The organism is Labrenzia sp. OB1 (assembly GCF_001624695.1).
Lineage (GTDB): Bacteria > Pseudomonadota > Alphaproteobacteria > Rhizobiales > Stappiaceae > Roseibium.
In genome coordinates this window covers 59,202-81,152 of the sequence record NZ_JSEP01000019.1, presented here as the reverse complement: position 1 = coordinate 81,152, position 21,951 = coordinate 59,202, and the positions used below count along the sequence as shown (strand labels likewise).

The 21,951-nt window shown below is 59.1% G+C and carries 15 protein-coding genes; 12 read left to right on the top strand and 3 right to left on the bottom strand.

The annotated features are described in order from the left end of the window. Positions 1–354 precede the first annotated feature (354 nt). The 7 genes from OA90_RS21380 to OA90_RS21350 all read left to right on the top strand — a co-directional run bounded on the left by OA90_RS21380 (position 355) and on the right by OA90_RS21350 (position 8,176). On the top strand, positions 355–1,698 hold the full coding sequence (locus OA90_RS21380) for a substrate-binding protein (protein ID WP_199823800.1): 1,344 nt from the start codon (positions 355–357) through the stop codon (positions 1,696–1,698). A gap of 309 nt (positions 1,699–2,007) precedes the next feature. Further along, positions 2,008–3,036, top strand: a complete 1,029-nt coding sequence (locus OA90_RS21375; RefSeq protein WP_068417241.1) for a branched-chain amino acid ABC transporter permease — start codon at positions 2,008–2,010, stop codon at positions 3,034–3,036. Positions 3,037–3,109: 73 nt separating this feature from the next. Next, the gene (locus OA90_RS21370; RefSeq protein ID WP_244274693.1) at positions 3,110–4,177 is read left to right on the top strand and encodes a branched-chain amino acid ABC transporter permease; all 1,068 of its coding nucleotides are present in this window, start codon (positions 3,110–3,112) and stop codon (positions 4,175–4,177) included. An 11-nt stretch (positions 4,178–4,188) separates the two neighbouring features. Beyond that, positions 4,189–4,944 (top strand): ABC transporter ATP-binding protein, encoded by a 756-nt coding sequence (locus tag OA90_RS21365; protein ID WP_068417236.1) that lies wholly within the window; start codon positions 4,189–4,191, stop codon positions 4,942–4,944. Then, positions 4,941–5,720, top strand: coding sequence for an ABC transporter ATP-binding protein (locus OA90_RS21360; RefSeq protein ID WP_068417232.1), 780 nt, complete (start codon positions 4,941–4,943; stop codon positions 5,718–5,720). Before OA90_RS21365 ends, OA90_RS21360 begins: the two co-directional genes overlap by 4 nt. Before the next feature lie 265 nt (positions 5,721–5,985). Beyond that, entirely contained in the window at positions 5,986–7,104 is a 1,119-nt protein-coding gene (locus tag OA90_RS21355) for a calcium:proton antiporter (RefSeq protein ID WP_068417228.1), read from the top strand. A gap of 127 nt (positions 7,105–7,231) precedes the next feature. Further along, positions 7,232–8,176 carry an ornithine cyclodeaminase family protein gene (locus OA90_RS21350; protein WP_068417225.1) on the top strand — a complete coding sequence of 315 codons (945 nt, stop codon included), beginning with the start codon at positions 7,232–7,234 and terminating at the stop codon, positions 8,174–8,176. A gap of 6 nt (positions 8,177–8,182) precedes the next feature. Here the strand turns inward: OA90_RS21350 and OA90_RS21345 are convergent, their stop codons facing one another. Next, complete coding sequence (locus tag OA90_RS21345) at positions 8,183–9,034, bottom strand: GNAT family N-acetyltransferase (protein WP_068417222.1); 852 nt, start codon at positions 9,032–9,034, stop codon at positions 8,183–8,185. A 389-nt stretch (positions 9,035–9,423) separates the two neighbouring features. Between OA90_RS21345 and OA90_RS21340 the strand changes: the two genes are divergently transcribed. Further along, the gene (locus tag OA90_RS21340) at positions 9,424–12,090 is read left to right on the top strand and encodes a caspase family protein (RefSeq protein WP_068417219.1); all 2,667 of its coding nucleotides are present in this window, start codon (positions 9,424–9,426) and stop codon (positions 12,088–12,090) included. 35 nt (positions 12,091–12,125) lie between these two features. Here OA90_RS21340 and OA90_RS29095 read toward each other — a convergent pair whose 3' ends face one another. Next, entirely contained in the window at positions 12,126–12,407 is a 282-nt protein-coding gene (locus tag OA90_RS29095; protein ID WP_199823799.1) for a hypothetical protein, read from the bottom strand. Here OA90_RS29095 and OA90_RS21335 point away from each other — a divergent pair. From OA90_RS21335 to OA90_RS21320, 4 genes are all read left to right on the top strand, one after another. After that, positions 12,406–14,028, top strand: coding sequence for a caspase family protein (locus tag OA90_RS21335; RefSeq protein ID WP_082837189.1), 1,623 nt, complete (start codon positions 12,406–12,408; stop codon positions 14,026–14,028). The genes OA90_RS29095 and OA90_RS21335 overlap by 2 nt on opposite strands. A 192-nt stretch (positions 14,029–14,220) precedes the next feature. After that, positions 14,221–14,907 (top strand): hypothetical protein, encoded by a 687-nt coding sequence (locus OA90_RS21330; protein WP_082837188.1) that lies wholly within the window; start codon positions 14,221–14,223, stop codon positions 14,905–14,907. Next, on the top strand, positions 14,904–16,838 hold the full coding sequence (locus OA90_RS21325) for an adenylate/guanylate cyclase domain-containing protein (protein ID WP_068417209.1): 1,935 nt from the start codon (positions 14,904–14,906) through the stop codon (positions 16,836–16,838). The genes OA90_RS21330 and OA90_RS21325 overlap by 4 nt, the downstream gene beginning before the upstream one ends. A 212-nt stretch (positions 16,839–17,050) precedes the next feature. Continuing rightward, on the top strand, positions 17,051–19,066 hold the full coding sequence (locus OA90_RS21320) for a M23 family metallopeptidase (RefSeq protein ID WP_068417205.1): 2,016 nt from the start codon (positions 17,051–17,053) through the stop codon (positions 19,064–19,066). A 68-nt stretch (positions 19,067–19,134) separates the two neighbouring features. Here OA90_RS21320 and tssH read toward each other — a convergent pair whose 3' ends face one another. Further along, positions 19,135–21,951, bottom strand: coding sequence for a type VI secretion system ATPase TssH (tssH, locus tag OA90_RS21315; RefSeq protein WP_068417203.1), 2,817 nt, complete (start codon positions 21,949–21,951; stop codon positions 19,135–19,137).

Below are 21,951 nucleotides of genomic sequence, written 5' to 3'. Positions count from 1 at the left end.
CGTCTAATTTCGAGTGTGTGATTTCATTTTCCTTGGGGTGTTAAGCGTTTTTTGCGGTGCAGAAAGTATTGCAACTAAGTGTATGTATAAAAAAGAAAATATAAATGGTGCGACGCAATATTTAGCTGCAAATAATAGTCGCGGTTACTTCGAAAGTCTAATGTGTTGGCGGCGGATGCGCGCCGATAGTCGTATTGCTGAATTGCTGTTCATTTTTTTACAGTCTCCGCAGCTTGCAATTTTGGCGCGGAGGAGCCGGAGTTCCGGACCGGGGAACAGCCAGGATTGCTTGCGGCTGAACAGCCACAGCAGGCGTGTCCGAGGTGGACCGCCGTGCCTTTCTGGGAGGAAAGTATGAGCTTGATTCGTAAACCCCTAAACCGCCGTTCAATCCTGCGCGCCGGTGCAATGGGTGGTGCTGCCCTGGCAACGCCGACCATTTTCACGAGCGGTGCCTGGTCCGCGGGCTACCTGAACGAGCCGACAGGGGCAGAAGTTGTCCTCGGCTTCAACGTACCGCAGACCGGCGCTTATGCCGATGAGGGTGCCGACGAACTGCGCGCTTATCAGCTCGCCGTGAAGCACCTGAACGGTGAGGGCGACGGCGGTCTCCTGAATACGTTCTCGTCCAAGGAACTTCAGGGCGGCGTGAACGGCAAGAAGGTCGCTTATGTGACCGGCGACACGCAGACCAAATCCGATGCTGCCCGCGCATCCGCGAAGCGGATGATCGAGAAGGACGGTGCGGTGATGATCACCGGCGGTTCGTCTTCCGGTGTGGCTATTGCCGTGCAGTCGCTCTGCCAGGAAGCAGGCGTCATCTTCATGGCGGGTCTGACCCACTCCAACGACACCACGGGCAAGGACAAGCGCAAGAACGGTTTCCGTCACTTCTTCAACACGGAAATGTCCGGTGCGGCTCTGGCACCGGTGCTCAAGAACAACTACGGCACCGATCGCAAGGCCTATCACCTGACCGCCGACTATACCTGGGGTTGGTCTCAGGAAGAATCCATCAAGAAATACACCGAAGGCATGGGCTGGGAGACAACCGCTGCGGTTCGCACTCCGCTCGGCGCAGGTGATTTCTCGCAGTACATCACTCCGGTTCTGAACTCCGGCGCCGATGTTCTGGTCCTGAACCACTACGGCAAGGACATGGTGAACTCCCTGACCCAGGCAGTCCAGTTCGGTCTGCGCGACAAGCAGGTCAACGGCAAGGACTTTGTCATCATCGTTCCGCTGTACTCCCGCCTGATGGCGCAGGGTGCCGGTGAGAACGTCAAGGGCATCTTCGGCTCCACCAACTGGCACTGGTCGCTGCAGGATGAAGGCTCGAAAGCCTTCGTGAAGTCCTTCGGTCAGGAATACGGCTTCCCGCCGAGCCAGGCAGCTCACACCTGCTATGTTCAGGCACTGCTTTATGCGGATGCCGCACAGCGGGCCGGAACCTTCGACCCCTGCGCGATCGCAGCGGCTCTGGAAGGCTTCGAGTTTGACGGCATGGGCAACGGACCGACCCTGTACCGGGCCGATGACCACCAGTGCTTCAAGGACGTTCTGGTTGTGAAGGGTAAGGAAAACCCGACCTCGCAGTTCGACCTTCTGGAAGTCGTCGAAGTGACCCCGCGGTCTCAGGTTGAGTATCCTGCGGACATGCTCGGTGGCGAACTGGGTACCTGCAACAACGGCGCCTGATGCGTGAATGACGGCAGCCGCCGGCGCCTAACAGCCGGCGGCTGCCGTTCCTTTTGGTGCATCGCGTTTGGTGTTGCCGAGCGCAGGATGCCTACGGTTCAACCGTTTCTTGTAAAACAAGCGACGAAGCGGAATAGTTGGCCGGTTCCAAAGTGTTGAATCAATCTGTGATTACCTGAAAGCAGATTGTTTCAGATCAACCCGTTTTCTTGTGAAATGGTGTAAAAGCGGAATAGTTAATCGACCCCAAGGTGTTGGAGCAATATGCTTCATCAATGCAGGTTGCTCCAGGCAAAAAGCGGCAGAACAATGGATGTGATTCTTCTACAATTGCTCAACGGGCTGGACAAGGGCGGCGCTTATGCGCTCATCGCTCTGGGTCTGACCCTTATCTTCGGAACCCTCGGGGTGGTGAACTTCGCCCACGGGGCGTTGTTCATGCTGGGTGCCTTTTGTGCGGTCACCTTCAACAAGCTGCTCAGTCTGGAGGTCGTGACCACGGATCCGACCAAGACCACGGCCTGGGGCTCGCCTCTGGAAATCCGGACGCCCTATGTCGAGGCAATGCTGGGGGACTTCGGCACATGGATGCTCAATTACTCCGTGCCCATGTCCATACTGCTCGCAGTGCCGGTGATGCTGCTGATCGGCTTCGTCATGGAACGCGGCCTGATCAAGCATTTCTATAAACGCCCGCACGCCGACCAGATCCTGGTGACATTCGGCCTGGCGATTGTGCTTCAGGAGATCATCAAGGCGATCTACGGCGCCAACCCGATCCCGCAGTCAGCGCCTGACCTGGTGCGCGGCGCGGCCGATATCGGGTCGATATTCGGTTTCGATCCGGGCGTCATCGTCTATCCCTACTGGCGAATGGTCTATCTGGCGTTTGCCGGTGCCGTGATAGCCGCTGTTTTCGCCTTTCTGCAATTCACCACCTTCGGAATGGTCGTGCGCGCCGGCATGGCGGATCGCGATACGGTCGGTCTTCTCGGTATCAACATCGAACGTCGCTTCACGGTCGTCTTTGCGATCGCGGCCGTCGTCGCCGGCTTGGCCGGGGTCATGTACACGCCGATCCTGCCGCCGGACTATCACATGGGCATGGACTTCCTGGTGCTCAGCTTCGTTGTCGTTGTTGTCGGTGGAATGGGCTCGTTGCCCGGCGCCGTCGCGGCCGGCTTCCTGCTCGGCATCCTGCAGTCCTTCGCTTCCATGAACGAAGTGAAAGCGATCCTGCCCGGCATCGATCAGATCATCATTTATCTCGTTGCAGTGGTCATTCTACTCGTGCGTCCGCGCGGGCTGATGGGCCGTAAAGGCGTCATGGAGAACTAAAAACATGACAAGTAAAACTTCTCCCATGCGCGACTGGATCTTTTTCGTCGTGTTCGCCATCGCCGTTCTTACTATGCCGATCTGGCTGGCGCCGATCGGTGCCGGCTACCCGGACCTGCTGCAAAAGTTCATGATCTACGGTCTGTTCGCGACCGGCTTCAACCTGCTCTTCGGTCTGACGGGATATCTCTCCTTCGGACACGCTGCGTTTCTCGGGGTTGGCTCCTACTCGGCCGTCTGGACCTTCAAGCTGCTCGGCATGAATCCGGTCCCTGCGGCGATTGTGGCTGTGATCACATCCGGGATTTTCGCTCTGCTGATCGGCTATGTCTCGCTGCGCCGTTCGGGCATCTACTTTTCGATCCTGACGCTCGCCTTCGCGCAGATGTCCTACAACCTGGCCTATTCCGTGCTGACGCCGATCACCAACGGGGAAACGGGCCTGCGGGTCCTGCGGACCGACCCGCGTCTGTTCGATTCCTCGAATGCTGTGGATGGCCCGCTGATCGCCAACCTGTTCGGTATAGAGATGACCGGCTACGCGGGGTTCTACTTCTGCGCGATAGTCCTGCTGATCGCCTTCTTTATCGCCCAGCGGATCTTCCGTTCGCCCTTCGGCATCATGCTGCGGGCCGTGAAGACCAATCAGAACAGGATGAACTACACGGGCCTCAATCCGCGTCCCTACACCCTTGCGGCGTTTGTGATCTCGGGAATGTATGCCGGTCTGGCCGGTGCTCTGCTGTGCATCACCGACCCGCTGGCGGGAGCGGAGCGCATGCAGTGGACTGCCTCGGGCGAGGTGGTTCTGATGACCATTCTCGGCGGTGCCGGTACCTTGCTGGGCCCGATTTTCGGCGCGGCGCTGATCAAGTACTTCGAAAACATCTTCTCCGCATTCAACGATCAGACCCTGCATGAGATTTTCGGGTTCCTGCCCGATTTCATCGAAGTGCCGGTCGTCTCGGTGACCAGTCTGTTCGTGGGTGAAGGTTGGCATCTGACCTTGGGGGTCTTGTTCATGCTGATCGTGATCTTCCTGCCGGGTGGGCTAATGGAAGGCTTCTCCAGGATCGGGCGCCTGTTCAAGCGCTCCTCCGGGAAGTCAGAATCACGCGGTGCCGCAGCGCCAGCCGATTAAGGAAAATACTGATGGAAATTCTGAAAGTCTCGGGCGTGAACAAGGCCTTTGGCGGCCTGAAGGCCCTCCACGACGTAAACCTGGCCGTTGAAGAGGGCATGGTTCACGCCATCATCGGGCCAAATGGTGCAGGAAAGTCGACACTGCTCAACTGTTTTGTCGGCCGTCTTATCCCCGATACCGGAACAGTCATGTTCGGCGATACCTCGCTGATCGGGCTCAAGGCGCACAAGATCAATCAGGCAGGCGTCTCGCGGGTGTTTCAGACGCCCGAAATCTTCAGTGACCTCACGCTGCTGGAAAACGTCATGATTCCGACTATGGCAAGGCGCGATGGCGAATTCGCGCTGCACGCCTTCAAACGTCTCGACCGGGACGCGGAGATCCATGACAAGTCCATGCATATGCTCGAGGACGTAGGTCTTGCGGAAAAGAAGGACATGATCGCGGCATCTCTGTCACGCGGTGACAAGCGGCGTCTGGAGCTTGCCATGTGCCTGGTTCAGGATCCGAAGCTTCTGCTGCTGGACGAACCGACAGCAGGCATGTCACGCGCCGACACCAACAACACGATCGATCTCCTGAAGCGCATCGGCGATCGCGGGATCACCAAGGTGGTCATCGAACACGATATGCATGTGGTCTTCTCGCTTGCGGACAAGGTCAGTGTGTTGGCACAAGGTACCGTGATCTGCGAAGGCAAACCGCAAGAAATCAAGGGCGATCCGCGCGTTCAGGAAGCTTATCTGGGAGGAGCACACCTGTGACCATCACTGAAGACCGTTTCTCGGGCGGAACCGCGCCGGGTGTGCAGCCGCGCAGGGCGCAGGGAACAGCGCCGGCATTCTTTTCGGCCTGGGACGTTCACGCCTATTATGGTGAAAGCTATATCGTCCAGGGGGTGAATTTCGACGTGCGGGAAGGCGAGATCCTCGCGTTGCTTGGCCGTAACGGCGCGGGAAAGACCTCCACGCTGCGGACAATCGCCCGCATGGACAATCCCACCCTGACCCATGGCGAAATCTGGCTCGATCACAAGCCGCTGCACGAAATGAAGAGTTACCAGGCAGCAAGACTGGGCGTCGGGCTTGTGCCGGAAGACCGTTGCATAATCTCCGGCCTGACCGTTGAAGAAAACCTTCAATTGTCACAGATTGCCGAACCTAAGGGCTGGTCGATAGAGCGGATCTACGACCATTTCCCGCGCCTTGCCGAACGCAGGGCGCAGGACGCCGTGACCATGTCCGGCGGCGAGCAACAGATGCTCGCTCTGGCTCGCATTCTTGCGCGCGACATCAAGTTGCTTCTTCTCGATGAGCCCTACGAAGGTTTGGCGCCGGTGATCGTGCAGGAGATCGAGCGCATTCTGGAAGGTGTCAAGGATCTGGGCATCACAACCATCATCGTCGAGCAGAACGCGATTGCGGCTCTTCATCTCGCGGACCGTGCGGTGATTCTGGATATGGGCGAGGTGGTCTTCGACGGAGCGGCGCAGGAAGTGCTCGACAATGCTGAACTGCGGCAGGAGTATCTTGCCATCTAGTTGGATTTGTTTGTGTGCATGCCTCATGCGACAGGAAAAGATGAATTAGATAAACAGGTTAAGCTGATTTGCAGACCTCCGGATCTGGAGCGTCGCAAGCGAGCTTGACCCCTGGAACTCAAAGACCGGTGCAACCAGCACCGGTCTTTTTTTGTGGACAAATTTATCAATAATGAGTGAGCGGTATCGCTCTGTTGCGGGGAAAACTGGACGCAGCCTATAGTTCGGTCACCGATTTTTGCAATTCTTCAGCCGGGAATAGCCTGTGAGCGTCTTCAGATCCGAATTGTCCAGTCTAGTTGCCTTTCTACTATTCGCAGCTTTCACGCTTGTAGGCGACAGTCTGAAACCGGAAACGGTTGGTGTCGGCGTTTCGTTGATCCTTCTGGGCGTGATTTTCGCCTCTGTCCTGTGGTGCGCCTTCTCCGTGGTGAGGCATGCCGGATGCCTTGCAACGATCTTCGGGGAACCTTTCGGTACCCTGATCCTGACACTTGCTGTGATCGGGATCGAGGTTGCACTGATCGTCGCCATCATGTTGTCCGGTGACGCCGTGCCGACGCTGGCGCGCGAAACCATGTTTTCCGTGGTGATGATCGTCCTGAACGGGCTGGTCGGCCTTTGCCTGCTGTTGGGAGGGTTACGTCACAAGAATCTGACCTACAATCTGCAGGGTGCGAATGCGTTTCTTTCTATATTGGTGCCCCTTTCGATCTTTGCTCTTGTGCTGCCGAGAATAACGGAATCCGCTCCGGGAGGCGCACTCTCGGGACTTCAGACCGGCTTTGAACTGGTCATGTCTGTTTTGCTCTACAGTGTCTTCCTCGCCATGCAGACCGTTACCCACAGCAACATTTTTCGTCAGCCGGTAGTTGGTGAAGCCAAAGTGACAAATAGCGGCGACGACGGGCATCATGGCGGTGAAGTCCGGTCGGTCCCCTTTCACATTCTGGGCCTTTTCGGTGCGCTGCTGCCGATCATTCTGCTTTCCAAGAAACTCGCGCTTTATGTCGATTTCGGCATGGACGGACTGGGTGCGCCTCTCGCATTGAGCGGCTTTATCGTCGCCTCGCTTGTCCTTATGCCGGAAGGCCTGAGCGCCTTGCAGGCTGCTGTGGCAAACAAGCTTCAGCGGGCGGTCAATATTTGTCTCGGCTCCGCTGTGGCGACCATCGGCCTCACAGTGCCGGCGGTGTTGCTTGTCGGGTGGATAATGGGGCTTAGGGTTGAACTGGGCCTTGAAGCGCCGGAAATCATCCTCCTGCTTCTGACGCTTGTCGTCAGCATGCTGACTTTCGGTGCCCGGACAACCAATTATCTCCAGGGCGCGGTTCACCTTGCGCTGTTTGCAGCCTATGTGATGATGATTTTCGATCTGGGTTGACGCAAGATGCGCCGGCACGGTTGAAGTGAACGTTCCTAAGACGATCAGTCGACGCCAATGGAACACCCGTTGCATCATGCGGATGTGACTTTCGGCCCACCACACAACCGATACAGATTGGCCCTTGATGCTGCTGCTGTCCGAAGACCAGACCCGCAATGCTTTACCTTTTCCGGAACTGATCGATGCGCTGGCGGACATGTTCCGCACGGGCTGCGAAATGCCGACGCGCCACCATCACGACATGGCTGTGCCCGGCGAGCCGGATGCCACGATGCTCCTGATGCCCGCCTGGCTGCCGGGCAGCTTCGCCGGGGTGAAGGTCGTCAATGTGATGCCGGGCAACTCGACGCGCAATCTGCCGGCCGTCTCCGCACAGTATCTTCTGTCGGATGCGCGCACCGGCGCGATGCTGGTGCTGGTCGACGGCGGTGAGTTGACGGCCCGCCGCACAGCGGCCGCATCCGCCCTGGCAGCGCGTTATCTGGCCCGTTCCGACGCCCGGCATCTGCTGGTGGTGGGGGCCGGCCGTCTGGCGGCCAACCTTGTGGCGGCCCATATGGCGGTCCGGCCGATAGAAGAGGTCACCGTCTGGGGACGTTCCCTGGAGAAGGCCGAAGCGCTGGCTCAAGACCTCAGGGCGCGGTTTCCGGTGACGGTCAATGCCGCCGCGAACCTTGAAGAGGCGATCGGTAACGCGGATATCGTCAGCGCGGCGACATTGTCAATTGAGCCTCTGATCAGCGGCAAAGCCGTTAAACCGGGCACTCATGTGGATCTGGTCGGGGCATTCAAGCCCAGCATGCGCGAAAGCGACGACGACCTCATCCGGCGTGCCCGGATTTTCGTCGATACGCGAGATGGCTGCCTTTCCGAAGGAGGCGACATCGTTCAGCCGCTCAGCTCCGGAGTAATATCGAAGGACGACGTAAAGGCGGATCTTTACGAACTCTGCAGGAACGAACACCCGGGCCGTCAGTCCGGCGATGAGATTACCTTGTTCAAATCTGTCGGCGCGGCCCTGGAAGACCTGGCCGGTGCGATCCTCGCCTACCGCAATGCGCAGGGCTGATTGCAGTCAGCCGAGTTCGAAGGTCGTGATACCGAACATCTGATCGAGCGGCAGGTCCGGAGCCGTTCCGCGATACATGCGGAAAGTCTCGAACTCCGGCGAGAGCTCGTATCTTTCCGCAAGCAGGAGTGCGGCCGCATTGGCTTCCGGCGTATCGAGAACGATCGGCTGACCCTTGACTTGCCCGGCGAGCGCACGGAAGAGCGTATCGGCGATTTCGGGTGTGTCGGCAAAGAGCGGCCCTATCTTGTAGCCTTCATGGCACTGACGGATGACGCCATAGCCTTTCACAACGCCATCTTCGGCGAAGGCGAAGCCTCTGCGGGTCTCGAGCATCGGTGCGGTCCAGAGCTTCAGGAAGTCCATTCGCGGACCTGGGAAGAACCGCCGGTCATAATCCCGGATTGACGGGAAAATTCCCTGGCCGAGTGGTGCCAATCGCGGATCCATCGGAGTGTCGCACAGGGAAATGCCGGCTTGACGGACATTGCGGTAAACCGGCCTGAAGCCGTGTTCGGCATAGCTGGCTGTCTGTTCCTTGACTGCATCGAGGCCCAAAAGTCTGGGGCCAAGATAGTCCAGGGCCTGCTGCCAGATCCGATGGCCGTAGCCCTTCTGGCGGTGGCCGGGCTTGCAGATATAAAAACCGATAAAGCCGAACTCGTTGCCGTAGCGAACGGCTGAAATGACAGTGACGAGTTCGCCTGAAACCTCACCGGCGAAAAAACCACCCGGATCAGCCGCATAAAAGACTTTCCCGTCCTCAAGGCCCGGGTTCCAGCCTTCATCCCGCGCCAACTCGAGCGCAATATGCATTTCGTCTTCCCGCAGGGTGCGAATCTCAAGGGGTCCGGACATGATGGCTCCAAGCGTCAGATTTTCTATATGGCTGGCGGCAGACTAATTTGACTCGGGTGGACTTGAAAACCGCCGTAAGCCCGCAAATAGAAGACGTAAAAGATAAATCCCGACTTTCAGAGGGAACCCGGCTTGCGTCCAGGCAGCAAGTGTGCATCAATTTACCCAGCGTAATGCCTTTATACATTTTAGAGAACCGAGGGAATTTTCCCGGGCAACATCCAATTTCTGCGGCATTGGCGGCAATCGGACCGGATCGAATGGAGTGTGCGGTTCGTCACAGTCCGGCAAGGGCTCAAGGGCCTATAAAGAGAAATACGGATTTCAACATTGGGAACGTTATGACCAATCGGTATAATCTGCCTCTTTGCGCTCGACATTCAACCCGAGTGGTTTCGAAGCCTGCCGCCCGCTTGCGGCGAGCCGTGCGCTTCGGGCTGCTCAGCCTGCCACTCGGATTGGCATTGGCCGGCTCGACTTCACTGACCGCCTCCGCGCAGGAAGCGGGCCGGAGGGTCGCGCTCGTGATCGGAAATCAGGACTACCAATACGTGGAGCCCCTGGTAAACCCGCTGAACGACACAAAGGAAATTTCGCGTATCCTTCGAAAGGCCGATTTCGATGTCACGCTCGGAATGGATCTCGACAAGAAGGAAATGGAGGAGGTCGTCCGCCGGTTCCTGCGCGAACTCAATGATGGCGATACAGCCCTTTTCTATTATTCGGGCCATGCCCTTCAGGTCGGTGACGCGAACTTCATACTGCCTGTCGATGCAAAATTGTCATCGCAATACGACCTTGAGTTTGAAAGTCTCAAGGTCTCTCATCTGCTCGATTACATGAAAGCCGCGTCAAGCCTGCAGATCGTCATGCTGGATGCCTGCAGGGACAATCCTTTCGAAATCGCGAGCCTGTTTTGGGGTGAACAGGAATATGCGCTCGGAAAGACGAGGGGGCTCCGCCGGATTCCCAACAAGCTTGGGACCTTCATCTCCTACGCCACCCGTCCGGGCCAGGTCGCCTATGACGGGGACGGACCCATGAGTCCGTTCACCTCCTCAGTGGTCGGCAATGCCCTCGATCCGAAGCTTGAGATCAAGGACCTGATGACCAGGGTCCGGGACGAAGTTGTCCGCAAGACCGGGGGGCAGCAGATCCCCTATGAGGACTCAACGCTTGTCACCAGTTTCTACTTCGTGCCTCCCAAACCGGAACCCATCGTCACTGCACATCACCGTGTCAGCGTCCCCGCCGGCAGCACAGCGGTCGCGCTCAACATTCCGGCACCGGTGCAGCCGGAGGGCGGAACGCTTGAAGCCAAGCTGACCCTGGCGCCGGAAAAGGGAAAATTGCAGTTGGCGGACGGTAAGTCCGTTGCCGAGGGCGATGTTCTCAAGGCCGAAGAGCTTGCCGGACTTCAGTTCGTTCCAACCGGCGCTGACGCCGGAAATGTGGAACTGATCGGTTACGAAGTGACAGACCAGTGGGGCAGCAGCGTCTCCGCCATTGCCTCGATCACGGTTGCACAGACAGCGGCTCCAGTTGCGGAAGATGGTCTTCGGGAGGACCTGAAGGCGCGCCTGGCAGCGGTATTGGCCTGGCTGACGGAAAGATCGACCGCAGGTACAGTGGAGGCCGACATCGGCGTCGGTCCGGTTGAGGTCTACTCCGAAGCGCCTGTGGAGGGACTTCCGGCAACCAGCGACTGGCTGAAAGTCGTGTCCGTCGATAGCGATCTGCAGCTTTCTTCCGAGGGCCGTCTGCTTCAGGCGGGAGACCGCTTTCCCGTGTCGGCGCTGGCGTCCCTGACGGTCCGGCCCCAGATCGGCAGCGAGCGCGAAGCACGCGAATTCAAGCTCGAACTTCCGAATGAAACCGGCGGGTCACTCAGAACCATCACCCAGATCGTTCAACCGCGTGTGGACCGTTGCGATCAGCTTGCAACGCAGCCGTTTGATCTTCAGGCAGTCACGGAAGGACGTCTGGCGAACGATCTTGATCCCCGGGCGATCGACACAGCCTGTGCCTCAGCAATGGAAGCCTATCCGGAAATCGGCCGCTTTGTGTTTCAGCGCGGGCGCGGGGCTTTCGCGGCTGGCGATCTCGATCAGGCGATTGCCTATTTCGAGCAGGCCTACCAGATGGGGCATGTGCGGGCCGGCCAGGTGCTTGGCCGCATGTATTTCCTGGGGGCCGGAATTGACCGGGATCGGGAAAAGGCTGTGGAACTGTACCGCAAGGCTGCCGAACGCGGCGACGCCTATGCGCTGCACTCGCTCGGGCTGGCTGAGATCAGGGGAGACGGGACGGCCCAGAACGAGAAGGACGGTCTGGAAAAACTTCTGCAATCCGTCGAGGCCGGACACACGTTTTCCTACAATGCCATCGGCGGCTTTTATCTGAACGGCGAGCATGTGGCCGAAAACGTCGACCGGGCCGTTTATTATTACAACAGGTCAGCCGGACGAAACGACATTTACGGCTTCCTGAACATGGGAACGCTTTACCGGGATGGCAAAGGCGTGCCTCAAGACTTTGAGGCCGCGCTCGGTTGGTTCAGGAAGGCCCATGAAGGCGGTCATCCCGCCGCGGGCACCGCCATCGGGCTGCTCTACTTCAACGGTCAGGGCGTGGAAAAAGATGCTGCGGAAGCGACAAGATGGTTCCGTGAAAGCGCCTTGCGCGGCGACGCCTGGGGCGCCTTCAACACCGCATTCATGCTGGGAGAGCAATCGGGAGAAGCGGCCGGCCGCGACCGGATAAGAATGCTGGCCATGGCCGTTGCCGTGGACCCGTCTTCACAGGCGGCGGAAAACGGCAGGGAAGCGCTGGGCAAGGCGAGCCGCGGGCTAAAGGCCAAGGTCTTGCAGCAGGCTCTGACGGATCTCGGCTATGAACCCGGGCCGGTGGATGGCCAGCCGGGACGGAAGACCCGGGATGCCCTTGTAAATTTCTTCAAGGCTTCCGGACGGCAGCCTGTTCAAGGGGATGAAGCGTTGATCTCGTTGGTCAAGCACCAGTGGGAACAAGATCGCCCGCGCTACGATTTGTTTTAAGGAGAGAAATTATGAAATCACTTTTGTATGCAGCTTCACTCACGGCTTTGGCCATGTTTGTGCTTACGGGTTGCCAGACCCAGCAACAGTCCGGTACCGGCACTATCGATCCAATCAACGATCCTGCGGCGCGCGATACCAACAACGGCAACAGCGGCGGAAATAGTGGCGGCGGAAGCAGCGGCGGCAGTAGCGGCGGTGGAGGCGGTGGAGGAAGCAGCGGCGGCGGCGGTGGAGGCGGTGGCAGCCCCGGTGGTGGTGGTGGCGGTTCTTGGGGCTGACCCGGACCAGAACCCTGATTGAAGAGACACTCCCATGGGAATTCCGTTTCGTATGAGAACCGGACAATGGCTCGCGCACGGTAGCCTTGGCCTTGTGTGTCTGTTGCTGTTCGCTGTGCCATCCATGGCGGGCGAATGGCGGGCTCTTGTCATCGGTATCGATGCTTATGAGCATGTCTCGCCGCTGAAAGGTGCGGTCAATGATGGGCGTGACATTGCCGAGACGCTCGAAGCGGCCGGTGTGCGAGATCTGACGGCGCTTTACGATGGGGAGGCCACCCGTGCTGCAGTCCTGTCTTCCTGGCAGGGATTGATCTCCCGGTCCGGTCCCGAGGATGTTCTTGTTTTGTCATATGCCGGGCATGGGGCGCAGGAGCCCGAGTGGCTGGCGGGATCTGAGGAGGACGGGTTCGACGAGGTTTTCCTGTTGGCGGGTTTCGATGTGGCCGCGCCCGGGAACGGTGAGCGTTTGCGCGATGATGATGTGGCCGCCATGCTGCGTGCCGCCGGTGGGCGCAGCGTTCTGGTCCTTGCCGACAGCTGCCATTCCGGCACAATGACCAGATCGATAGATCCGCGGATCAAGCGGCTTGGAACGCGTCTGGTCGGTTTGCCGCCATTTGAGGACGATGTATTGAGATCCACACCGCTGCCACCGGGCCTGGCACAAGCTGGCGCCCCTGGTGAGGATCTGGAAGACCTCGACAATGTCATCTACGTCGGAGCAACTGTCGACGGTCAGGTAATCCCGGAACTGCTCATCGGCGGCAAACCGCGAGGGGCACTGAGCTGGGCCTTTGCGCGCGGGGTGGAGGGAAGAGCGGATCTGGACCGCGACGGCGGTATCTCCATGGCCGAACTCAGCCGGTTTCTGAAGGAAACAGTGCGCGTGGCGACCGAGGGCCGTCAATCCCCGAGCCTCAGCATCGGCGGTGAAACCCGTGCGGCGGTTCTGCCCAGGGTTGACGGCGCCATATTCGACCGCAGCACAAACGGCCTGACGCTGGCCGCCAGTACCGGGACTGCCGATCCCCTTCTTGAAAGTCTCTCCTTGAAGCATCAGGGGCGGGTGAAGGTCATGGGGGAGGGGAATGCGGATCTCTTCTGGGATGTGGAAGAAGGCGATGTGCTGACAAAGTTCGGCGATGTGGTTCTCAAAGGTGGGGCCGGGAACGCCGACCGCTTTTCCGAAGTGGTCACCAAATGGGTGTTTCTGTCAGATCTTTATGCCCTGTCCAGAGACCGTCAGCCGATTGAAGGCACCTTGCAGCCTGCTGTTGGCCATATTCCGGAAGGCTCACCTTTCAAGGTTGGTCTGACATCCGCGCAAGAAGGATATATGGCGGTCTTCGCACTGGAAGCGGACGGGACGCTGCGGGTGCTGGCCCCGGACAGGATTGCCGATCCACTCGGCAAGGACACATCCGTTGAAGCGGGCAATCCCTATGTCCTCAACTTGCGCGCCGCCCTGCCTTTCGGAGCCGATCACATCGTTATGGTGCGCTCGTCCAACCCGATGCCCCGGCTTGTCGGGGTTCTGTCCGCGCTGGATGGATGGCCGCTTTCTGCCGACCTTCTGCCCCAGATGCTTAAACTGATCGACCAAACCGCGGACGCCATAGGCATTGCCGCTGTTTATACCGAGCCCGCCGGATAGTCCGGACACAAAATCGGTAGATGTGTATCCCGTTGTTGCCTAAAACCCTTTATGTGACCATAGCCACACTTGTACCGCCATTCCTCTGATATAACTGGGCTCACGCACGGCGCTGGACTCGACAAGAGCACAGGATGCCATTGGACAAAAGACGTGGACCGGAGATATGGTTCATAGACTTGGGAGACAGTCATGACGCATTCGCTAAAACGCGCCCCAGTCCGGCAAAGCCTTTACGCCACCGGACTGGCGGCTGCCTTCACATTGGGATTTTCCGGACTGTCAGGTCCGGCACTTGCAGACCCCATTGCGCTGATCCTCGACAAATCCGAGGCGGTGCAAGTGTCGGCCTTCACGGAACTGATGCCGGGAGATGAGGTTGATCTGGGCTCCGACGGGCATATCGATCTTCTCGATTACGCTGCCTGTCAGGAGGTCCGCGTCAAATCGGGCAAGATCACCGTTTCCTCGTCAGGCTATGCTCTCGACGGCGGACAACAGGAAGTGCTCAGAGCGGGAAATTGCCTCCAGGCCGATAGCGGCACCGGGGACGAAACCGCAAACAAGGGATTGACCGTTACACTGCGCGGTCTCGCGCTTGAGAACAAGAAGGCGGCGTCGCTGATGCTGCGCTTCGACGACAGACTGCGCGATGAATACGACACGGTCTTTGTCTCCTTTGAAGGCGGGGAGCCCAAGCGGTTCGATGTTCTCGACAACATCATGACTGAAATGCCCGACAGAGAAGCCGAAAACGACGCTGTCGAGGTCGAGCTTTTCCTGCAAGGCAAGGCTCCCGACTATGGTGTGGTCATGCGTAAATTCACGATTGATCCGGCACAGGTCGGACGGAAAACCGCTGTAGTCATCGTGAAATGACATCGGGTGGCCGGATTGCGGACCCAGCCCTTGGCCGGAAGACGCTTTTTGCCGTCATCGCCTTCGCAGCGGTATGTGCGGGCGTAGCCATCGGGTTGACCGCCAAAAGGGCCATTTGGGAAGGTTGGGTTACAGACCGGCTTTTTCAGGTCCGGGCAATACTGACGCCAGCGCAGGAGGCCGCGCCCCCGCCGGTGGTGGTGGTCGGCCTTGACCAGATCGCTCTTGCCTCCGAAAGGCTTGAGCCAATCCCCCGTGTCCTGATGACCCCCGTCATGGCGGAAGCCGGGCAGGCAGTCCTCGACGCCGGGGCTCGCGCGCTGGGCTATGATTTCGTTTTTGCCTATAGCGCCGATGCCTTCAAGGACCTTGAAACCGGCGAGGCGCGCCTGAAGGGCTTTGACCAGCCCTTCCAGAGGTTCCTTTATCGGAATCGCGGCAGGGTTTTCATCGCGCATACCGAGATCGGTGTGCCGCATCGCTCCTTTTCCGCCGCGGCCGGCACAGGCGGTGTGCGCTCGGTGACCGTTACGGCTGAAAATGATGGTGTCGTGCGCAGGCACTCTCCCAACTTTCCGTTATCGGACTCCTCCTCACTCATCGACGCTTTGATCGGCTCGGCCGGCACCGAGGTTCCCGAGGCCTACACCGCAATTCCTTCGGCAAGGCTCGCCGCCTCAACGCCATATCTTTCCGTGCTCGATGTCCTGAAGATGCAGGAAACCGAAGCAGGCAGGCAGGATCTGAATCGCTTCGTTGACGGCCGGATAGTCCTCTTCGGAGGATTGCTGCCCTATGAGGACGAGCATCTTTATTCCGATCGCTTCCTGCCCCGTACTCCGGCTGATCTTGTGGAGACCGGGGCAAGTGGACGCCCGCAGGTTCGATCCTACACCGCTGGTGTTTTCATCCTGGCGGACCTGATCGCGGCGGCCCTGTCGGATCGGATGGCGGTCGCGCCTCCCGCAGGCACGCTTCCGGCCCTGACGGTTGTGTTCTCCGTCATCGGGGCCGCCACCGGCTTGCTCCTGCCGCTGGTTGCGCTGCCGTTCATGGCGCTTGGTTGCATCCTCGCCGGTCTCGGTGTCAGTCTGGTCGGGTTGGAAGCCGGTTTGCTGTTGTCTCCGGGTGTGGCACCTGTTGCCTGTGTCAGCGCGATGGTCGTCGCCGGCATCGGCAAGGTGGGCATCCTGCAGCGCCGGCAGCGTTCGCTCGTGCGTCTCTTCGGCCATTATCTGGCGCCGGACGTCATCAAACAGATGGCACAGTCGGAACAATTGCCTGAACTTGGCGGCGATACGCGCAATGTTGTTGTCGCCTTCATCGATATTGTCGGCTTCACCAAGATGTCCGAAAAACTTGCCGACGGAGATGTGGTCCGGGTGGTCAATTCCTGCTTCGACGCGATCGGCCAGGTGATTACCTCGCATCATGGATATATCGACAAATATATCGGTGACGCGATCATGGCGGTCTGGAACGCGCCCAACTTGGTCGAAGATCCGGAAAAGGCAGCGGTGGATGCCGCCCGTGACATTATCGGCAAGCTGGATCATATACGGGAAATCACCGGGCAGCCGCCGCTGGATTTGCGTATCGCGCTTAATGCAGGACCGGTTCTGGTCGGCGATATTGGCGGCGTTCACCGCCGCTCCTTCACGGTTATGGGCACGACTGTCAACACCGCGAGCCGGATCGAAGCCATCGCCAAGGAAAAGAAGGTTCGCCTTGCAGTCAGCCGGTCGGTTGCCGAAAAACTGCCCGCATCTTATCCCGCAGTGGAAATCTGGTCTGGCCAATTGCGGGGTCTCAGCACCGATATGTCCGTGTTCACACTGGATGTACCTGAAATGTATATGGAAAAAACCGACGCAGACTCTGCTGGCAAGGACGCACAGGACCGCAGCAAACTGTTGAATTTCCCGCGATAGAGCTGCTTTCGAAACCTCATGCTGAAGGAATTGAACGCCCGTAAGGTGATCCATTTTTCCTCTACGGAAATACGTTCCGGTTTTGCATCCTGGTGTCTCCTCCGGCATGATCGTTCAAGCGCAATCTGATTTTCATGAAGTATCCTTCGGGCAATTGATAGCCGACAGGATACTTTGACTTCTGAAGCTCACTTCAAGACGTTGGTCCCTACATGGCTCAATGGCCTGACAATCAGAATCCCGGAGGGCATCGCCCCGAATTCGACCGGACCATCATCCGCCCGTCCGGCAAGGGATCTGCGACGTCAGAGGGCGCACAGGACCGTCCGGAACAAGCTGCCCGCCCGCAGGCGCCAACTCGCTCGAAAAAACCTCCTCACGGCTCGCCGAAGCGGTCTTCCAAGCTGTTATATGCCGGCATGGCGGTAGGGTTCCTGATCGTGGGGGCGGGGGCCGGTGGTCTGGCGCATCTTTTTACTTCCGGCTCGATTTCATTTTCTCCGCCTGAAGAAACAGCCGCGTCGAGCGCACCGGTGAACAAAGGGGAAGCGGCGGTGCCCGGTCCGCTCGCGAATGCCTCATCCGCTTTGAAAGAAGCAGGGCAGGGGGAAAACCCTTCGCCACGGGAAGAGATCAAACCGGAGCGTCTGAATGAAGAAGACCTGGATATTCCCGCCGATCCGTTTTTCGACATGGCCATGTCCGCTGTCATTCCGCTCGCCGGAGATCCGGTCCTGCTCGGCCGGGGTGCCGCCGCTCAACGGATAGAATTGACGGAAAGGCCGGTGCCGGCGAGCGCGTCGCAGGGTGATGCCGCCTTTGTGCCCGCGGCAAGCGCTTATTTCCTCGACAGCCAGATGTTGGACGAGGACGGCAATCTGATCATCAGCGCACCGGGCAGTGAAACCGATTTCCAGTTCGGCAATTTCGGTGGCGGCAATGATGCCGAAGGGATCGTGGTTGAAGAAGACAGCAGCCAGGCGGACGGGCAGTCACCTGATCTGCCGGTCTTCCTGAAGCCGCCGACGGACACCTTGAACCTGTTTCTGTCCGAGCGTCCAATCGGTCAGGGGCCGAGCCGTATCGAAATCCGCACCGGAATTTCCGAAACGACCACGCTCGGCGATTTTCTGAAGACAAACGGCTTTGACGAGGAAGTCAGCAAGCTTCTTGTTGAATTCGCTGCAAACGAGTTTCAGAAAAGCGATTTGATCGTGGGCGATAAAATCGCGGTAAGAGGCATCAGGATGCCCAACAAACTCGGGCGTATCGGTGACTATTACCGGCCCGTCCAGATCTCCTTTTACGGTCAGGACGGATATCTCGGAACAGCAGCGTTTTCGACGTCCCGCGATGGCGATACCTATGTTCACGGCGCCGACCCCTGGTTCGGAAAACCTGTCGTCGAAGAGGAAGACGCTCCCGATAAGGTCGCAGGTGCTGCAAAGAAACATCGTCTTATCGACGGGCTTTATGCGACGGCGGTGCGAAACGCCGTTCCGGCATCCATCGTCGGCGAGGCGATAGCCTATCTCGCTCCCACGACGGATCTCAAACGCACGATTGAACCGGATGAACGGTTCACGCTTGTGTTCACCGATATGCCGAGGGATGAAAAGCGCGGTGGTGGGCGTGTCCTGTTCGCCGGCGTACGCCGGGGAGATGACTGGTCGGTGCGCTGCTATGTTTTGAAAGCACCGGGCAATCGGGGCTTTGCCTGTGTCAACGAAGGAGGCAAGGTCAGCCTGTCAGGAGCCATGCTGGTGCCGGTCAAGGGCGTCCTGACGTCGAAATTCGGGATGCGCTTTCACCCGATCAAGAAGACGGAGCGCCTGCATGCGGGCGTCGACTGGGCGGCTCCGACCGGCACGCCGATCCGGGCGGCTTTTTCCGGCAAGGTCACATATCGTGATGTCCGCGGCGGCTATGGAAATTTCATCGAACTGACCCACAAGGACGGCATCACCAGCCGATATGCTCATATGCACGAATTTGCGGACGGCATTGAATTGGGATCGGTCGTTCAGGCCGGTGATCTTATCGGCTATGTGGGGACGACTGGATTGTCGACCGGGCCGCACCTGCATTTCGAAATCCGTCAGCGCGGCGAACCGGCCGATCCCCTGGCTTTCGAAATGGAAACCGGTGCGGACGCGCCCCAATCGGTGGCGAGCAATGACCTCAAGAACTATCGCGTCGCCATCGGCGATATTCTGAGCGTGCAGTAGCGGCCCGGCTCTGACCGTTTCAGGGAATGCTCCGTGAGAACGTCAGAGCCGGGCACGCCGGTTCGAATTTATTCAGCTGCTTCGGGCTGAATTTCCAGACCGTCGTCACCGGTCTTGATCGAAACCCTTGAGATCGTTTCCCCATTCATCTGTGCGGTCAGGAAAGCGCGGGAGAGTTTGGGCAGCAGATCATTGGTCAGGATGTTGTCGATCATCCGTCCGCCGCTGTCCGGGTCGCGGCAGAGGGAGACGATATGGGCGACCACGTCCTCGCCGTAGGCAAGTTCGGCCTCCCGGTTCTCCCGGACCCGCTTGACGATCCGGTTGAGTTGCAGGCGAACGATGAAGCCGAGCATGGACGGTGACAGCGGATAATAGGGGATGGTGACAATCCGGCCGAGCAGGGCGGGCGGAAACACGTCGAGCAGAGCAGGGCGCAAGGCTTCCGCCAATTCTTCCACATCGGGTGCGTTCGGGTCGGTGGCCGCCAGTTCCGGGTCGCTGGAAACCGGTGAGTCCAGCATGTGTCTGGCCGCGTTCATGATGATGTCGGTGCCCACATTCGAGGTCAGCAGGATCAACGTGTTGCGGAAGTCGATCTTCCGGCCCATGCCGTCTTCCATCCAGCCCTTGTCGAACACCTGGAAGAAGATTTCGTGCACATCCGGGTGGGCTTTTTCCACTTCGTCCAGAAGCACGACGGAGTAAGGCTTGCGCCGCACGGCTTCCGTCAGGCGGCCGCCCTCGCCGTAGCCGACATAGCCCGGAGGCGCGCCCTTGAGGCCGGAAACCGAATGGGCTTCCTGAAACTCCGACATGTTGATGGTGATCATGCTCTCCTCACCGCCATAAAGCGTTTCAGCGAGCGCGAGGGCCGTCTCCGTTTTGCCGACACCCGATGGACCGCACAGCATGAATACGCCGATGGGCTTGTCCGGGTTGCCGAGCTGGGCACGGCTGGTCTCGATCCGCTTGGCGATCATGCCAAGGCCGTGTGCCTGGCCGATCACCCGCTTGGTGAGGCTGTCGGTCAGGTTGAGGATCGTCTGCATTTCATCCTGAACCATTCGGCCGACGGGGATGCCGGTCCAGTCGGAGATGATGCTGGCAACAGCCTCATCGTCCACATAGGCATAGACCATCCGGTCGTCTTCCGGGATTTTCGAAAGCTCCGCCCTCTTGTCGTGAAGGGCGGTGCGGATTGCGTCCTCATCCTCCAGATCGACATCAAGATTCAGCTCGATGTCGTCGATGCCCACCAGCGCAGGCTGTTCGTTTTCCGGGTCCTCGATTTCCACGCTTTCGGGATGCGGGGCAGGTTCACCGCCCTTCAATGCGATCAGCGCGGCGTTCAGACGGCGAATTTCCGCGACCAGTTTGCGCTCGCGATCCCACTCGCCGCGAAGGGTTTCGATTGCGGTCTCTGTGTCCTGGATGGCGATGTCGAGCGCATCGAGCTGCTCCTGGTGCTCCATGCCCAGTTCGGTATCGTTGGACAGCGCCTGCCGTTCCGTTTCCAGGAAGCCCTTCTTTGCCACAAGGTCCGACAGTTTCGCCGGCTGTGCAGCCTGGGAAATGTTCACCCGCGCCGAGGCCGTGTCGAGAACGCTGACCGCCTTGTCCGGCAGCTGGCGTGCCGGAATATAGCGGTGCGACAGGGACACGGCGGATCTCACCGCGCTGTCGAGAATGCGTACCTGGTGATGGTCTTCCATCGGCCCCAGAAGGCCGCGCACCATGGCAAAGCATTTTTCCTCGTCGGGCTCGTCCACCTGCACGGGCTGGAAACGTCGTGTCAGGGCGGGGTCTTTTTCGAAGTGCTGACGGTATTCGGACCATGTGGTTGCCGCGACCGTGCGCAAGGTTCCGCGCGCAAGAGCCGGTTTCAAGAGGTTTGCCGCGTCGCCCGTCCCGGCCGCGCCGCCGGCGCCGACCAGTGTGTGGGCTTCGTCGATGAAGAGGATCGTCGGGACAATGGAGGCATGAACCGCGTCTATGACGGCGCGCAGGCGCTTTTCAAATTCCCCCTTCATCGAGGCTCCTGCCTGCAGGAGGCCGAGATCCAGCGCGCAAAGGCGTGTGCCCAGGAGGGCAGGGGGAACGTCCCCCGAAACAATCTTCTGGGCAAAGCCTTCCACAATGGCGGTTTTGCCGACACCGGCTTCACCGGTCAGGATCGGATTGTTCTGCCGGCGGCGCATCAGCACGTCGATGACCTGACGGATTTCCTCGTCACGTCCGACAATCGGGTCGAATTCTTCCGCTCGGGCGCGAGCGGTGAAGTCCACCGTGAACTGTGAAAGCGCATCTTCGCCGGCACCGCTGCCCGGGGCGCCTTGAGTGCTTTCCGATGCGGCTCCGGGCGCTGCGGACTGGGGGCCGGAGCCGTCCACCGGGCGGGCGCCGGTTTCAGCCGATGCACCGGCAATCTTGTCGAGATCGCGCACAAGGATGTCACGGTTGAGGGGTTCAAGCGCGGAGGAATAGCCGCGTAGCTCGCGCCAGGTGGTCCTGTCGCCCATCATGGCGATCAGCACGTAAGCGGAACGGATCTTGTAGTCTCCGTATCTCAAGGTGCCTTCGAACCAGGCCCGTTCGAGAGATTCCTGGAAAGGTGCCGCCATGGAAGGCAGTTCGGTCTGGTTGATCTTCAGTTTCGCGATGGCCTGCTGCAAATCGCCGTTGACCGTTCCCGCGTCTATGCCGAAATGGCGCAGGATATGAACGAAATCCGTGGTCTCGTCGCGCGCGAGATAATAGAGCCAGTGAAGGATCTCCAGATGCCGGTGGCCGGAGCTCTTTGTCAGGCGCATGGCCTTTTCGAGGCATTCGTAGCTTACGGTAGTCAGTTTGTTGGCAATGGTTTCAACCAGAATGTCACTCAT

Excerpts from the sequence above, each read along its gene's own strand:
- OA90_RS21330 (WP_082837188.1), top strand. The coding sequence starts at position 14,221 with ATGACGCATTCGCTAAAACGCGCCCCAGTCCGGCAAAGCCTTTACGCC.
- OA90_RS21335 (WP_082837189.1), top strand. The coding sequence starts at position 12,406 with ATGGGAATTCCGTTTCGTATGAGAACCGGACAATGGCTCGCGCACGGT.
- OA90_RS21375 (WP_068417241.1), top strand. The coding sequence starts at position 2,008 with ATGGATGTGATTCTTCTACAATTGCTCAACGGGCTGGACAAGGGCGGC.
- OA90_RS21350 (WP_068417225.1), top strand. The coding sequence starts at position 7,232 with ATGCTGCTGCTGTCCGAAGACCAGACCCGCAATGCTTTACCTTTTCCG.
- OA90_RS21320 (WP_068417205.1), top strand. The coding sequence starts at position 17,051 with ATGGCTCAATGGCCTGACAATCAGAATCCCGGAGGGCATCGCCCCGAA.
- tssH (WP_068417203.1), bottom strand. The coding sequence starts at position 21,951 with ATGAGTGACATTCTGGTTGAAACCATTGCCAACAAACTGACTACCGTA.
- OA90_RS21380 (WP_199823800.1), top strand. The coding sequence starts at position 355 with ATGAGCTTGATTCGTAAACCCCTAAACCGCCGTTCAATCCTGCGCGCC.
- OA90_RS21370 (WP_244274693.1), top strand. The coding sequence starts at position 3,110 with ATGCCGATCTGGCTGGCGCCGATCGGTGCCGGCTACCCGGACCTGCTG.
- OA90_RS21325 (WP_068417209.1), top strand. The coding sequence starts at position 14,904 with ATGACATCGGGTGGCCGGATTGCGGACCCAGCCCTTGGCCGGAAGACG.
- OA90_RS29095 (WP_199823799.1), bottom strand. The coding sequence starts at position 12,407 with ATGGGAGTGTCTCTTCAATCAGGGTTCTGGTCCGGGTCAGCCCCAAGA.
- OA90_RS21365 (WP_068417236.1), top strand. The coding sequence starts at position 4,189 with ATGGAAATTCTGAAAGTCTCGGGCGTGAACAAGGCCTTTGGCGGCCTG.
- OA90_RS21345 (WP_068417222.1), bottom strand. The coding sequence starts at position 9,034 with ATGTCCGGACCCCTTGAGATTCGCACCCTGCGGGAAGACGAAATGCAT.